Source organism: Neobacillus paridis, assembly GCF_016765675.1.
GTDB lineage: Bacteria > Bacillota > Bacilli > Bacillales > Cytobacillaceae > Neobacillus > Neobacillus paridis.
This window is the reverse complement of record NZ_JAESWB010000211.1, coordinates 31,286-46,989: the sequence shown is the minus strand read 5'-3', so window position 1 is coordinate 46,989 and position 15,704 is coordinate 31,286. Positions and strand designations below refer to the sequence as shown.

At 41.0% G+C, this 15,704-nt stretch carries 13 protein-coding genes; 3 read left to right on the top strand and 10 right to left on the bottom strand.

The features are described from left to right. Positions 1-35 precede the first annotated feature (35 nt). The 7 genes from JK635_RS14970 to JK635_RS14940 all read right to left on the bottom strand — a co-directional run bounded on the left by JK635_RS14970 (position 36) and on the right by JK635_RS14940 (position 7,400). The gene (locus JK635_RS14970; RefSeq protein ID WP_202654760.1) at positions 36-1,325 is read right to left on the bottom strand and encodes a radical SAM protein; all 1,290 of its coding nucleotides are present in this window, start codon (positions 1,323-1,325) and stop codon (positions 36-38) included. An 80-nt stretch (positions 1,326-1,405) separates the two neighbouring features. After that, positions 1,406-1,615 carry a twin-arginine translocase TatA/TatE family subunit gene (gene tatA / locus JK635_RS14965; protein WP_202654759.1) on the bottom strand — a complete coding sequence of 70 codons (210 nt, stop codon included), beginning with the start codon at positions 1,613-1,615 and terminating at the stop codon, positions 1,406-1,408. A gap of 2 nt (positions 1,616-1,617) precedes the next feature. After that, complete coding sequence (locus tag JK635_RS14960; RefSeq protein ID WP_202654757.1) at positions 1,618-2,532, bottom strand: 4Fe-4S dicluster domain-containing protein; 915 nt, start codon at positions 2,530-2,532, stop codon at positions 1,618-1,620. 70 nt (positions 2,533-2,602) lie between these two features. Then, a complete protein-coding gene (locus JK635_RS14955) occupies positions 2,603-3,472 on the bottom strand; it encodes a dimethyl sulfoxide reductase anchor subunit family protein (RefSeq protein WP_202654755.1) in 870 nt (289 codons plus the stop codon). A gap of 16 nt (positions 3,473-3,488) precedes the next feature. Beyond that, positions 3,489-4,067 (bottom strand): DMSO/selenate family reductase complex B subunit, encoded by a 579-nt coding sequence (locus JK635_RS14950; protein WP_202654754.1) that lies wholly within the window; start codon positions 4,065-4,067, stop codon positions 3,489-3,491. Positions 4,068-4,080: 13 nt separating this feature from the next. Further along, positions 4,081-6,693 (bottom strand): molybdopterin-dependent oxidoreductase, encoded by a 2,613-nt coding sequence (locus JK635_RS14945; RefSeq protein ID WP_202654753.1) that lies wholly within the window; start codon positions 6,691-6,693, stop codon positions 4,081-4,083. Positions 6,694-6,707: 14 nt separating this feature from the next. Next, entirely contained in the window at positions 6,708-7,400 is a 693-nt protein-coding gene (locus JK635_RS14940) for a TorD/DmsD family molecular chaperone (protein WP_202654752.1), read from the bottom strand. Between the two features lie 283 nt (positions 7,401-7,683). Between JK635_RS14940 and JK635_RS14935 the strand changes: the two genes are divergently transcribed. The 3 genes from JK635_RS14935 to JK635_RS14925 are packed head-to-tail and all read left to right on the top strand — an operon-like array spanning position 7,684 to position 11,457. Beyond that, the gene (locus JK635_RS14935) at positions 7,684-8,895 is read left to right on the top strand and encodes a PucR family transcriptional regulator (RefSeq protein ID WP_202654750.1); all 1,212 of its coding nucleotides are present in this window, start codon (positions 7,684-7,686) and stop codon (positions 8,893-8,895) included. A gap of 14 nt (positions 8,896-8,909) precedes the next feature. After that, on the top strand, positions 8,910-10,922 hold the full coding sequence (locus JK635_RS14930; protein WP_202654749.1) for a molybdopterin-dependent oxidoreductase: 2,013 nt from the start codon (positions 8,910-8,912) through the stop codon (positions 10,920-10,922). Further along, on the top strand, positions 10,915-11,457 hold the full coding sequence (locus JK635_RS14925) for a 4Fe-4S dicluster domain-containing protein (protein ID WP_202654748.1): 543 nt from the start codon (positions 10,915-10,917) through the stop codon (positions 11,455-11,457). The genes JK635_RS14930 and JK635_RS14925 overlap by 8 nt, the downstream gene beginning before the upstream one ends. Positions 11,458-11,668: 211 nt before the next feature. Here JK635_RS14925 and JK635_RS14920 read toward each other — a convergent pair whose 3' ends face one another. From JK635_RS14920 to JK635_RS14910, 3 genes are read right to left on the bottom strand one after another with little or no spacing between them, the layout of a single operon-like run. Then, positions 11,669-13,219, bottom strand: a complete 1,551-nt coding sequence (locus JK635_RS14920) for a hydantoinase/oxoprolinase family protein (protein ID WP_202654746.1) — start codon at positions 13,217-13,219, stop codon at positions 11,669-11,671. Then, positions 13,212-14,315: an S-methyl thiohydantoin desulfurase family protein gene (locus tag JK635_RS14915; RefSeq protein WP_202654745.1), complete on the bottom strand. Its 1,104-nt coding sequence runs from the start codon at positions 14,313-14,315 to the stop codon at positions 13,212-13,214. The genes JK635_RS14920 and JK635_RS14915 overlap by 8 nt, the downstream gene beginning before the upstream one ends. Continuing rightward, positions 14,312-15,580, bottom strand: coding sequence for a cytosine permease (locus tag JK635_RS14910; RefSeq protein ID WP_202654743.1), 1,269 nt, complete (start codon positions 15,578-15,580; stop codon positions 14,312-14,314). The genes JK635_RS14915 and JK635_RS14910 overlap by 4 nt, the downstream gene beginning before the upstream one ends. Positions 15,581-15,704 lie beyond the last annotated feature (124 nt).

Below are 15,704 nucleotides of genomic sequence, written 5' to 3'. Positions count from 1 at the left end.
ATCACTCCTAATTATTTTACGAACAATCCAAAATATTATTTAGGAATAGTCCATTGTACTTTCACTTCACGTAAAATCTCTTCTTTTCCCTGCACTTCAGATACAAATGAACAAATCGCGATATCCACTGGTGTTCCTTTCAAGTATTTAATAGCAGATAAAGGAAATTGTAAGCAATCATACATTTCGTTTTGTTCAAAATAGGATATTCCATGCTTTTGCAGCCGTTTTCGCACAATTTCTTTGTCTTTTCCAAATACTTTTGCAGATTTAATAAAGTAATCAGTGTTTGAAAAAGAATAAAGCTTAGATAAACGGACATTTTTATTTTGTTGATATAATTGGCCAGTATGCTTATTTTCCAACGAACAATAATGAACCCCCAGATTGAATGACTGTTCGGATGCATACTGCAGTAATTGCAGGCATTCCTCTTCACTCTTATGAACACCTAAACCTCCAGCATACCAATAATTATAATAAGTTTCGTATGGCGGAAATTTGAGTTCAAAGCCGCGCTTGTTAAATTCCTCAGCATTATGCATCGGAAAGCAAAATTCCAGTAGGTTAATGCCGTTCACACCAATTTCGTCTAAGCGGTGCAAAATAGATTTCATTTGTTCCAATGTCCCTGGGATCACTGGCATTTCGACCACGACCGTTGGAATATATTCTTTTGCCATCTTCATGATCCGATACAAGTTTTCGATTTGATCCTCTGTTTCTTCTTGTTTGATGCTAAAGCGAATCTCGTTTAGATGGGCTTCTTTTAAGGAACGTAAGATGTCAGGAGTCAGCAAATTTCCTGCAGTATAAAGACGCGTATAGGAGCCTTTTGATTTTTCATGAACGAATTGAAAAAATTCTACTGTTTTTGTCGGATGAAGAAGCGGCTCTCCTCCTGTTAAAGCAATATGATCAAATCTTTCACCGTGCTCAAGATGTTGATTCAGTTCAAAAACTGGATCATGTTCCTTCACACGAAAAGCTGTAAAATTTTCTTGGTTTGGATTAAAGCAAAAATAACAATTTTTCGGACATTTAAAGGAAATAAATGTTGTCAGGCTTTTTTCAGCTTTTTTACATGCCCGGCATGCTGGTGAAACCCAATTTAAATAAAGACTCTTTTTTTCATTTCTGGATTTTACTTTATCCTTAATAATTTCTTCTTTCGTAATCGAGCTCAATGCTTTCGTAAATGGGAGACCAAAGCTTTCAATGAGTCGATTGGTCTGATCCTCAATATCTAAATATCTTGAAGCATAGTTGCGAAAACTTGGATTACGGATTTCATTAATATTTTCTCTGGTAATGGTTGTATACATGAGGACACCTTCTTTTGATGTTAAATAGACAGAATCTCTAAAGGCCAGATTCTGTACACATCAAACATTATCATATCTTTTTATGAAATGAACTTATCATTTTTATCAGATTTAGTAACTTTTATAGTATTTTTAACCTCATCATCTACTAAACTTTTTGTAGATTTTTTAAACTCATGCAATGTTTGACCAGCGGCTTTACCGATCTCCGGAAGTTTATTAGGTCCAAAAATGATCAATGCTAAAACTAAAATTAGAATGAGTCCGGGAACTCCAATATTAGATAGCATGTTCATCCCAACTTTCTATTTTTTACATACATTTCACGCTTTACACAAGCTACACACTTTTCATCATCTTCCCGTAATGTGGTAAAAGGCTGATGGCAAGCGGTGCAAACGTTTTGAAAGACTGGCAGCCTCGTCTCTTGTTTTTTGGAAATCCTATCTTCTACAAGAATCGCTTGTTCGGGGCATGCATCCGCACAAAGTTGACAACCTGAGCAGCCCTGTGGAGAAATCATAAAGCTGTCATCCTGAATTTCCAAACATTTTTTCTGACAAAGACTTTGACAGGCCCCACATAGTATACATTTTTCTTGATCGATAGTAACTCTTGTAAACTGATAATCTTGATAATATTTTTGCCAATCCAAAGCATTTTGGTTAAAACGCATCCTTGCCGGGACAACCTGTTTCAAGACAGATTTTGCTTCTGTTTTCCAAAGTGTAAAAATTTCTCTCCTTGAATAATACACTTCATCTTCAACTGATTTTAGCGAAATAGAAATTGGCCTTTCACCCAATTGATTTAAGATGGAATTGGCTTCTTCCACAGGCTGCCTCCATAACTTTACCTGGGACGGTGATTCACCAATAACCTCTTTAATTCCTTGTTTATATAGAATAAGCAATTCTATTACTGTAGGAATGTTTTGTCCTTTCATTACCAACTGGTTTTGAATAATCGTTCTCTCGGGATAAATACCTGCCACGGCCTGAACAGGACACGCGGACATGCACTTTCCGCATTCCACACATTTTCGATGATTAATAGCGGGTTTTCCGTTTATGATTGAAACCGCCTGATGATGGCAACTCTCCACACATTTTTCACAGTGTGAACGAGGGCTTACCAATCGTGTGCAGGAAGGTAATATTTCATATTCATATGCTAGACTTTCCACCCATTTACTGAATAAGCCCATCACATTCACCCCATTGTTTTGTAGATTAAGCGGCAACCCAAGGGGGATGAAAATCCCCCCTCAAATTTATTTAAGAACCAATACCAATCGATATTCCAGTTCCATAGAAAATGTATCTGCCTAAAAATTCACCGACTAACACAAGAGTTAAGGCAGCATACCAGATGGTCGATTGTGTTTTCGGGCTAACTTTCCGATAAAACGCGGATCCAATAATTGCTAATCCGGCAATCGATAAAATCCATCTAAAAAGAATCGTAACAGCATAGTTTCCAGTTAATAAGCTTGCAGATTCAACACCTGCTGTTCCTCCATGAACGGATAATCCGGCAACATATACAGGCAGATAAATTAACTGAAGGACGATGGCTGCCAGTCCAACCAAGCCAATCCTCTTGGCTATGCTCATGAGCCCTTCTGTCTTTTCGACTTTGCTTAACAGGATGGCTGCCATGGAAGCTGCAGCTCCAAAGACAATGGTTGTCCCATAAAAGGCGATATAAGTATTTACATCTGTCCAAGCCGGCCGAATAGAGTTGGCATAAATACTTGCCATACTATATATATCCCCGATCCCGACAAGAGAAGTGATCCAACCAATCGTTTGATTCCAGGCACCTTTACGATCCAAATAATAAGAGAAAATCCAAAGAATCAGAAATGCTCCCGAAAAAAGAATTTCCCTGCTCAACCAGGACGAACCCAGATGTAAAAGCGAACGAGGTGCTCCCAGTGGCGTACCTAAGTGAAAAACGGCACAGATGAAAGCTAACACCATCACCGGACCAACAAAAAAGATTCCACGTTTCGTAACATTAATACCCAGGTTCATTCCCAGCTTCTTGTTTAAAGAACGAATAATGACAAAAAAGATATATGAGCCAACAGCCAACTGTGCCAAGAGTGTAAATGTCAGCAACGGCCATTCTTCAGAGAACATATAGGAAACCTCCTTTTTAATATGATTTTGTTCCTACTACGTTTTTATTTTTAGCCTCTTCCTTGGCATTAATGGTAATGGAAGGATGCGTGATACTGGAATCCGGCAATACATTCAAGTCACAAAGATTACCATGTTTTTTCCTAAGTTCATCGATGTCTCCAAATTCAATTGCTCTCATTGGACAAGCATCGACACATGCAGGATTTTGCCCTTTATCCACAAGATCGGCACAGCCGTTGCATTTCCCTACTTTACCTTCTTTTTCAATGTATTGCGGCCGTTCGTACGGACAAGACCATACACACATTTTACAGCCGATGCACTTTTCATGATCTTGAACGACTAAACCATCTTTTTCACGTTTGTAAATAGCCCCGGTAGGACAGTTTTTTACACATTTAGGATCTTTACAGTGATTGCATCCTAAGGAAAGGTAATACCCCCATACATCCGGGAACGTTCCACCTTCAAAAGCATATACCTTTCTAAACAGAACTCCTACGTCCAGATCATTTTTATCTTTACAAGCAATTTGGCATGCTTTACATCCCGTACAAACCTGCGAATTGTAATAAAAACCTTTTTGTCCCATAAGATGTCACCTCCTAAAATATGATTCTCTGTTTCCACTGATCATCTGGCAATAATGCTTCGCCTTTATATTTCTCAACATGGACAATCGTTGTATTCCAAGGTTCTTCCCCTTGTCCACTTAAGCGCGCTCCGCAAAGAACGTTCACGGCACCAGCTTTATCAATGCCGGTCTTCTCGTCAATCTCTACCCATGCACCTTCCCCAAGAGCTACTACCCCTGGCATAATCGCTTCTGAAAGAGTCAGCGGGCGGATTACTTTTCCATAAGCACTTTCGATCAGTACCGTATCTCCCGTCTTCAGGCCCAGCTTTTCTCCGTCTTTTGGATTCATCCAGAAATCTTGAGGATACGCTTCCCGAAGCTGCGGGATGTTGTCAAATACGGAGTGAGACCGTCTTCCGTATTTCATCGTAATCAGCTGGAATGGGTATTTTCCTTTTACTTTATTTTTCCAATCTTTAAAAGTAGCCTCGTAACCGTCCAACGGCGGTTGATACTTAGCAATTGGCGGTATCGTTGTTAAACCGTAGGCCGCAATTTTATCAGACAGAGCTTGACAGTGAATTTCCAACTTGCCGCTCTTCGTCGTAATCGGATTTGCTTTCGGATCTTTTACAAAATCTTCTCCTTGGATCACCGTGAGATTGTCATGAGGCGATCTCGGCACTTGGTAAACACCTTTTTCCACTATTTCCTTCAGGGAAATTTTCCCTATTTGCGGTTTACCCTTCACGCCCCACTCGTCAATATCTTTTTGCGTGATCGTTACCAGCGGCTCGTAATTAACCCCATCTGCTTTAATAACTTGAGCACCGACAATGCTGTTGAAGAATTGCTGTTTCTCCGAAATTGGATAAACTTTCTTCGGATCTAACCCAATCCGTTTGGCAAGCTGCTCATCCATCCATTGTTCAGTTTTCGCTTCAAAAAGCGGTTCCACTACTTTTTTGAAAACGAAGATCGCTTCCGGGTTACCTTGTAAAATGGTTCCTTCTTTTTCCCATGGGGTTGTTGTCGGCAAGACAATATCCGCATATTTCGAAATCGTTGACAGAACAATGTCATTGGTAAAGACCGCATCGACTTTACGGAAAGCTTTAATTCCTTTGTTAATATCGGAGGATTGGTTTAAGAAATTATAGCCGCTTCCGTCACGAACCAGCCAAATCATCCGAATATCACACTTCACTTTGCCTCCGCCGACGCCTTTTGTTCCTGTGTACTCACCATTTAAAATGGCATCATAGGTTTCACAATAAGCCATTCCGTGGGCTTTAGGATTGGTCGGATTCGCCCAACGATATCCGTCATAAGCACCGTAAGTGGCATCCGGGAATAACGGATTTACTGCAGGAGGAAGTCCCGTATCTCCGCCCATAACGAGCGTTTTTCCACCGTAACTTTGGTTTGACGCATAATTCATCGTCCATACGCCGGCACCCGGTTTTCCGACATTTCCTGTCATCCAGCCGACGGTCAGGAAGGCCTGGCAGTATTGCTGTCCTCTGTACGTACGGGCAGGCGCAAAGGATGAAGTGAAAATCATTGGTTTCGTTGTTGCAATTTCCTGGGCAAAACTTCTGATCACCTTAGGATCTGTACCGCAGATTTCCGATGCCCATTCTGGAGTCTTCGGAACACCATCATACGTTCCTAAAACATAATCTTTGAAGTTTTCCTTAGGATCGGCACCTTTAGGCATATGATCCTTATCAAAGCCAACCGTGCAGCGATCAAGGAAATCCTGATCCTGAAGATTGTTTTCAATCATATGGTACGCCATTGCCAGCAAGAGTGCCGTATCGGTACCCGGGCGGCAAGGAATAAATTCGTCTGCCAATGTTTTGACAGATGGTGTGACGTTAGAATCAACAAAAATAAATTTTGCGCCGGCTTTTTTTGCCTGTAACAGATTGTAGGTTGGATTTCCCAAATTCGACCGGGCCGGATTGGATCCCCACATAACGATCAATTTTGCATTTCGCCAATCTAATCTGTCGTTACCTGCCCATGAGAAGAATCCCGTCATAGTCTCCTGAGGAATTCCCCATGCACCTGATGAAGAGGACCCCCATCTTACAAGGGCACCACCGTAAAAGTTAAGCAGCCTGCTTGTTCCAAGAATTGATTCATTTCCATACTTTTCTTTGATGCGCTTTAATTCAGTTGCGACATGATCTAACGCTTCATCCCAGGAAATACGAACCCATTCGTCTCTTCCGCGCAATTCTTTGTTGCCGCCGCCAGGGGCCCAGTGTTTCCGCTTCATTGGATACTTCAGACGGTCTGGCCCAAATACTTGGTGTCTTTGAGAGCGTCCGCGATGGCAGCCCCTTTGCTGTGGATAATCCGGGCTGTCTGAATGGGTGTCATCTGTTTTCTGTCTGACCACAACTCCGTCAACAACTAACGCCTTATTCAAGCAGCGTCCTCCACAGTTATGCCAACAAGCTACTGGTACCCATTCGCCTTCATCCTTCAACTTCTCAGCTGCGGCCTCTGGAGTAATCTTTTTTAGTCCATAACTCGGGACAAACGCTGCAGCAGTTAATGCTGCAGACCAACCTAAAAAGGCTTTACGGCTGAATTTATAATCCATGGCCTTTTTTAGAAGATTTGACATAAAAACACCTCCATTTATTGTTTATAACTGGTAAAAAGCTCCTCCAAACAAATTTTATCTATTGTTAAAAATCCATTGAGGATTTTCACCATGCCTTTGTAAAAATCAGTTTCAGCATGCTTGATTACCTTTTTACCAAAAGCTGGGATCCATTTTAAAAGATGTTCCTTTAAAAATTCATATTGATCAGCCAATACCTTTTGTAATAGCTGACTATTCTCATCTTGAGCATGGTTGTTTGCCAATGTACTTAACTGATACATAAAATCAAGCTCTAATCCTAAATGGTCATCCGCTTCTTTGCCATACTGTAAAGACAGCAGGTTGTATTGCAGATATAGTCTTCTAACCGCTAATGTCTCCTCTGCAAAAAGAAGGCCTTCCCGATTTAGATAGGCAGATTCCCAGATTGGAGCAGGGAGCTTGTATGGGCCAATAAACATTCTTGTATAATCCCAATGCAAACCATCAAAATTCTTATCCATATCAAAGGTTTGAAAAAAATGGCTGACTTGGCCAATCCCTTCTTTGATTTGTGGATCTTCTTCATTAAATGGAAAAAAATTAATAATTCCATTTTGAAATTGAACAACCAATTCTTTTGTGGGCTCAGCCAGAAAAACTTTTCGTAAAATATCGTACGCAAAAATACGTAATTCTAATAGATTTTCAATTTCGTATAATTCCTCAGTTTTTTGTAGATTCATTTTTATTTCACCTCTTTCTACTTTGAAACAAGAGCGAACTATCTTTGTGAAAACATTCACATCTTATTATGCTCTTTATTATAATTTTTTTGATTGGATTAGGGTACGGCCCGAGCACACGAATAATCGTCATCATTTTTGTGCTTCTGTCCAAAAATATTGGCAGATTTGTGACGCACAACCTGAGGAAATTACAATTCTGTGACATTCATTGTTCTGGCTTGAAAACCGATATATGATTAGTGTATAAAGTAGTTTTAGGGTAGTGAAAGGAGAAAATATCATGATCAAGCAGCAGGTTATCCCAGATTTTGTTCAGGAATTACTAACAGAGTCAAGCAAGGGTGTTGAACCATTGATTCAGAAACTCTCCACGCTTTTGTCCTGCCCTATACTCGTTACCGATCCTTTTTATCAACTCTATTGTTCTACTGCTCACTTAGATATGAACGAAATCGTAATCATTCCGAACAAAGAATTTGAACGAGATTCCCTATCTTCGTGCGAGATTTCAACACGTGACACCATTTCTGCTGGATTTGTCGCCCCCATTTCGCTTCATCAGAAACACCTGGGTTTTCTAGTCATGATTTGTGAAGACAACATGCCTGATGCCGCTTTATATGAACAAGCCATTTTGTTTACTGCTTCCCTCTGCGCTCTGCAAATGCAAAAAAAGCTGGAAATCAAGCAGGAAAAAGGAAAATTTAAAGATGCCTTTTTGTTTGATTTGCTTTACGGAAATATCAAGAAAAAGCAGGATATCATTGAATACGGTGCTCTTTGGGGCTGGAATTTTACCGTACCGCATCAGATCATCGTATTTTCTTTTGTTCAATACGATCAATTTTTTACCGACCAGGAGAAGATCAACATCTTACTGCAGCTGGTGGAAAAAGAACTGATTTGCCAGCAGCTGAACCCGATTATAATGATAAAACAAGCACAGGTTATTGCTGTAGTTCCACAGCACAACCCTGACATGGAGCAGTTTACATTGCAAATCCAAGCTTTTGCGAACAACGTTCTTTCGCAAGCAGAAAAAATCAAACTCCAGCCGCAAATTGCCTGCGGCCTGGGAAAAGTCTACGCGAATCCGGCTGAGTTGTTTCGCAGCTATCAGGAAGCAAAAGTAGCCTTTGAACTGGGAGTCCTTCTGAAAACGCGAACGCCGTTTTTTGTAGAACTGGGTTTGGAACGAATTTTATTCAACCATGACCTTCAAGACTTAAAAGAGTACTATGACCATTGCTTAGGTGCGTTGATCCGTTATGACCGTGACCATGAAGGAAATTTGCTTGAAACACTGGAAACATTGGCCGCCCATCAATTTGATATGGGAAAAACAGCAGCCGCAATTTTTCTCCATCGAAATACATTGCGTTACCGTATCAAAAAAATTGAAGAAATCCTCAATGTAAAGTTGGACGATCTCAATGTCCGCTTAAATATTATTGCTGCTTTCAAAATTAAACTTTTGCGGAAATTATCATGACGGATGTGGTTTCTATGAAAGATGGCATTTATCGGAATACGTGTCCCCGCAATTGCTTCGGCAGCTGCGGGATTTTATCCTATGTCAAAAATGGACGCCTGATGAAAGTGACCGGTGACCCGAAGCATGGTTTTACACAAGGCAAGCTGTGTGCAAAAGGCTATGCCTATACCCAATTTGTCTACAATCCCAAGCGGCTGAAATATCCAATGCTGCAAACGCCTAGAGGTTCAGGCAATTGGAAACGGATTTCCTGGGATGAAGCCTACTCGATCATTGCAGATAAAATCATCGAACTCAATCACCGGTATGGCTCGAATCTCGCCTGCGGCTATAACAAATTTTCAGGGAATCTTGGCATTCTTCATTATGCGGTGGAAGGAATGTTCAACAGTATCGGCCCGCATACCAAACCAGTTGGCAATCCGTGTGCGTTAACCGGAAAGCTAGCGGTTAATCAGTCCTTTGGTCATAGCTTTAGCTCCCCCCCGGAAGAGATGGCACATGCAAAATTGATCGTCATTTGGGGTGCCAATCCGGCGGTTACCAACGTCCATCAAATGAAATATCTGTATGAAGCAAAAAGAAATGGGGCCAAACTGATTGTCATTGACCCTATTTTTACAAGAACAGCAGAAAAGGCGGATCTTTATATTCAAATTAAACCAGGGACAGACTTATGGCTTGCCTATGGTGTTGCCAAGCTGCTGATCAAGAGGGGGAACTACGCAGAATCGTTTATTCGGAAGCAAACCTTTGGCTGGGAGGAGTACAAGCATTTTATTGAAACAAAAATAGAGTTAGAGGATGTCAGCAAACGCACAGGAGCACCGCTTGAGGCAATTGAGCTGCTTGCGGATGCTTATGAAACTACTAAGCCTGCCGTAACTTGGAGTGGATTGGGCATTCAGCGCAATAAACATGGCAGCGGCAGCATAGGTGCGATCACTAGCATTGCTATAATTACCGGTAACCTCGGTATTCCCAGCGGCGGACTGTACTTTATGCATTTTGACGTCGAGCATTTTCCGCTTCATCTGTACAATCACAAGGGACCAGCCCATCCCTCGATTCACACTTCAAGGGAAATTGATATGAGCAATTATCCAAAAAGCGCCCTGGCCTTAAAAGATCCACCATTGAAGTTTCTTTGGATCGCTTCGAGAAATATTATTACCCAGGACCAGGATCTAAAAGGGTGGAAGCAGCTTTTTGACAGATTGGAACTAATCGTAACCGTCGATCTGTATTTAACCAAAACAGCCGAAGAATCCGATCTTGTGCTCCCGGCAGCAACCCATTTTGAGGAAGATGATTTGCATGTCAGCTACTGGCATTATTGGCTGTCCATCAACCAAAAAGCGATTCCTCCCTATTGGGAAGCGAAAAGTGATTTGCAAATCGCCAGGGAGTTGACAAGGAAACTAAATGAGCTGTCGCCGGGATTTTCAAATTTTCCTTATGAAAAAGAACCGCTGGATTGGATTAAAGCCGAGTTGACACCTGACATTATGCGGCAATATTCATTAACGTCCTATGAAGATTTATTGGCAGGTCCACACGTAAAGGAAATTGATTCTGCTCAGCAGTTTCAAACGAAATTTTGGCTGAATCCCTTTGAAGAAAGCGGCGGGCTAACAGAATTAGAGGAGTATGCCCCGGAAAAGCAGCAGCCAGGTGTGTACACATTATTAACACCGCAATCCTTGTTAAAAATTCATTCACAATACGAAATGCTCCCATGGCTCAATCAAGAGGAAAGTGATAATATGATAGAGATTTCAACAAAGGCCGCCGAGGAGTTGGAAATTGCCAACTACACGAAGATGGAGGTATTTAACGAGACTGGCTCGATCGTAGGCACCGCAAAAATCAATCCATCATTACCAAATAATGTTGTTGTGGCTGCTCAGGCCGGGAGTAATCCCATTAACAAACTTATTACCCATTGCCATTCACAAGAATCCAGCACTTTCTTTTATGACAGTACCGTAAAAATCAGGAAATGGAGGGATGGCCGTGTTTAAGCGAGTTGGCTTTCGTTTCAATGCGGATGAATGCATCGGCTGTAGGGCATGTGAAATTGCCTGTAAAAATGAAAATCAAACGCCAACCGGAATTCAGTGGCGAAAGGTAACCAAACTAGCACCTGAAATATACCTCTCCCATTCCTGTTTTCACTGTGACAGTCCTGAATGCTTCCGAGTTTGTCCCGAACGGGCTTTCTCAAAGCGTCAGGATGGGATTGTTCAAATTGACGAAAATATATGCACCGGATGCCAGTTATGCGTCACAGCCTGCCCGTATGGCGCCCCCCAATTTAATCCAGAAACAAAAAAGGTCAGCAAGTGCCAAATGTGTTACCAGCGGCAAGACATGGATTTGGTTCCCGCTTGTGTTGAAGCCTGTACTACCGGGGCATTGAAGCAAGTGGACTTAAATACATTTTCTGACGAAAACGCTGTTCGCTCGCTGCAAGGTTTTGCCGATGTGACGATCACCTGCCCCTCAGTGGTTTTTTATCCGGTAAAACCAAAAAAACGTTATTTTTTAGCAACTTAATACGATGAAACAGCCATTAAATTAACTTTCTTGATAAAATCACGGAGAATGTTAATCTGCTCGTAACGGAGGAAGTAAAAAAGAAGCTCCTCACAAGTTTGATTACTTATGAGGAGCTTCTATCACTATTTTTGCCTTTTCAGATTTACACCCTTTAGGAAGCCAGCCTATTATGAGGTAAAAGCGCTGGGATGATCAAAAATCTATATACCTATTCCATTTTCCCAACCACTTTCACTCTTAATCTAGTTGCATTTTCTGGATGATAAGCAAGTGGTGTTTCTTCTACCTCTACCAATTCAATCGTATCTGGGACTGCCCCGGCTAAGACAGCTTGTTTTACTGCTTTTTCTTCCGCATCTTTCAGAGACTTTTCTCGCGGCTCTTTGGCATAAATATAAATCTGTTCATATTGCCCGCTAATTTGCGAAATGGATGCACCAATCGCATTTGCAACGCCACCATTTTCCGTTTTCACTATATTGGATATCCCGCTGATTGCATTTGGAACAATAATACTGCCTCCCCCTACTAGAACAAGTGAAACATCTTCCGAGGAAGTTTTCATTTTTTCAATCGCCTGCTCGATAATGGAGCAAATTTCCACTTGAACCTTTTGGGCGAATTCTTCATCAATATGTGCTACTAAGCTCTTATCACCAATGTCAGCCATGCCTAAACGAACGGCGATGTCTGTTGCTGTAAGGGTATTTCCGCCAAAGACCAATGCCTCCTGGCCGATTTTGTAGCCAACACTATCTGGTCCTACTGTAATCTTGCCATGATCCGTGCGAACAATACTTCCTCCCCCCAGCCCAATAGAGATAATATCTGGCATTCTGAAATTTGTCCGAATTCCCCCTACTTCGACTGCGACTGAAGACTCTCTTGGAAATCCATCTTGAAGAACCCCAATATCAGAAGTCGTACCACCAACATCTAGAACAATCGTATTTTTGATCTGGGCTAAATATGAAGCGCCACGTATACTATTCGTTGGCCCACAGGCAATCGTTAAGATGGGAAATTGCTTCGCATAATCGATCGACATCAATGTTCCGTCATTCTGGCATAGAAACACTTCCGCATTGGTAATCCCTTCTTCCTCCAATGCACGAATAAACCCTTCTGTTGTCGTTTCAATTACTTTACACAATGCCGCGTTTAAAATGGTGGCATTTTCACGTTCAATTAAGCCAACAGAACCAATCAGAAAAGAGCATGAAACAGGGAATTCTTCTCCATATACTTCATGGATGAGATCGCGAACTCTTAGCTCTTGATCATTTTTGATGGAGGAAAATACACCCACAATCGCAATCGATTCTACTTTATCCTGCCATTCCGTCAAAAGAGTTTTAAGTTCTGCTTCATCCAGTTCTCCCAATAATTGACCGTCGTATTCATACCCCCCATGAACAAGTGCATAATTACCCGAGAGTTTTTCAACCATATCTTCCGGCCATGCAGTATAAGGCAGGACGGAGGCAGTGGCCGGATAGCCCAAGCGAATAACACCAACTCGTGCTAATTTTTTTCGTTCGACAATTGCATTTGTACACTGGGTTGTCCCTAACATCGCATGAGTAATTTTCGTCCGATCAATGTTACTCTCATTTAATACTGCCTTTAAAGACGTTTCAATACCTGTTTTAATATCTAAACTGGTTGGAGATTTTACACTATGAACCAGGTTTCGATTTTCATCCAAAATAATGGCATCGGTATTTGTACCACCCACGTCAATTCCGATTTTATACATGTTCGACTACCACCTTTTTAACCAATTCCTCAATCGGGACATAATCATAATCATAGCCAAAATATTTAGGACCTACTGTCTCGATTCCTTTTTCATTCCTCCATTTCTCATTTGCAGGCAGCCCGACCACCCGTACTCGTTTTCCATATTTTAGAGCTTCTGTTGTCACAGGCAGCAGCGTTTCATAATCCACTAAACAAATTAAATCCGGAGTCATGGCCACAACGCTATCATTCTTCTCTGCGACAAGATTTTCATTTTGAAAATAAACCTTCATATGTTCGGTTTTATTGGCTTCAATTCCTTCAAGATTCATTTTCCCAAAGTTAAATCCGCCCTTCGTTTCGCGAATCACATCGACAATCTTCCCTTGGAACAATTCATAGCCGGAAACTATTTTTAACAATTCTTGCAGTTTATCTTTTGCGTCTTTGGCTTTTGAAGAAATAATTTCACCAATTTTTTCAGAAAGTGTAATGATGTGATGGACACCACTTTGTTTAAGCTGCGCCCCCGTTGTTGGATATAAACTAACCAAAGCACTTGCCCCCATCTCCACAGTGGCCGTGCGGGCTAAACGTTCTGTCCATTTATTATCAATGGTTTCAAATATTCCGATATTCCCTTTTTCATCGGTAATAGCCATCGGTGTTGCCGAAATTCCATCGAGGTGAAATGTCACCATTTGCAATTCCGGAAAGGCTCGACCCATACCATCACAATCGATGAGAGGTAAATTCAGTTGGGCCGCAACAACAATTGGGATCATGGAATTTACGCCGCCTGCTTCCATCGGATACGTTCCGGCGATTGTTTCCTTTCCTAAATACTTTGCTAGCTTTTGGAAAACCTTAACAAACTCGTCCCCCTTCGGAAATTTCTCTACTAACACAGAAGGTGCTCCCATCATGGCAGCTGGAATGAAGAAGTCTTCATCTTCAATTTCGTCTACTGAATATAATCTGACTGGCCCATTTTGCTTAATGGAGGAAAGTGCCATTAGTTTTCCAATATAAGGATCCCCGCCGCCGCCTGTTCCCAAAAATGCCGCTCCTATTGCAATATTTTCAATCGCCTTTTCATCTAAATATCTCATCTATTTCCCTCCAAGATGACCGTTTTTTGAGCAGTAAAATGATATCCAATAAAATAAACAACAAATGAAATGATAATTCCAATTAATGGCTGATTAGCTACTTGAGGCAAACTTGGGAAAAAAGATAATACAACCGGTAGACAGGCAATAACAGCTCCAACCAGCCAGGAAAGGACACCTAAACGATTGATCCCTTCAACTTCTTTCCAAGAATTTTTATTCCCCTTGTTCATGATCCAATAAGAAGCAATCATCACACCTGCTACTGGCGGAATCATCGCGGAAAGGATCGACATAATCGGTGTAAAGTAATTTAATATACCCACTACCGCCAACACAGTTCCAATCGTTCCAGCAACACCGACTGCCAATTTTTCTTTTTCTTTGGTAATGTTAAACACGTTAACCAAGGCAAAGCCACCTGAAATAGCATTTACCAGATTTGTTTTCCATGTAGCTAAAATTAAAGCGACACCACCAATAAATGGAGTGGCAATTTTTAAGAATACGGCTGTAATATCACTTGTTTGATAGGCAATCGTTAAAACAGCTCCGACACCAATCATCAGAACTCCTGCTGGAATAATGCCAAAGACTGCTGCTTTTATTACATCTGAACGTTTTTTGGAGAATTGAGAATAATCACCTGCAATAACGGCACCTAAGGCAAAGGAACCAATCGTTACCGATAGTCCATCCATAAAACTCATATTCCCTTTAGGCTTGTAATTCTGAATGAACTGTAGTTGATCTCCTGTTAATGTTTGGAATAAACCATAAACACAAATAACAACTAATAAAGGAACAGCTATATAGCTTAATACTCTTAGTACTTTTACCCCATAAATGGCTGAGACCACCATTACCATCCCGCTAAGGAAAGACGCAAATGGTACTGGTATAGTTATATGAAAGGTAGCTAGTAAACTAGCTAACGCAGCTCCACAAACATTGGCTTGAATTCCAAACCAGCCTAAGCAGGCGATTGCCAAAATAATAGATATGATCGTTCGTGACCCTTTCTTACCAAACACTTGTCCTGCGACTTGAACGGTTGATCTGCCTAAATCAGTGCTTTGAATCCCTTGCAAAATCATGATTATCACAATAATTGAATATCCTACAAAAGTTACTAATAATGCTTTTGGTAAGCTCATACCGCTTATCAGTGCATTTCCTACTAAAAGACTTGGTATGCAAACCAACGCCCCTGCCCAGATGATCCCTAGACTAAACCAAGATTGATATCTTCGATTATTTCCCATATAGTCCTCCTGTTTTCCGAATAAATTGATTTTTCTTAGTATAGAGGAAAAATTGAAGATGAGTCTTTTTCAAAAATAAAAAAAAAATCCAAATTTTTGTCGTTTCCAACAAACATTTGGATTT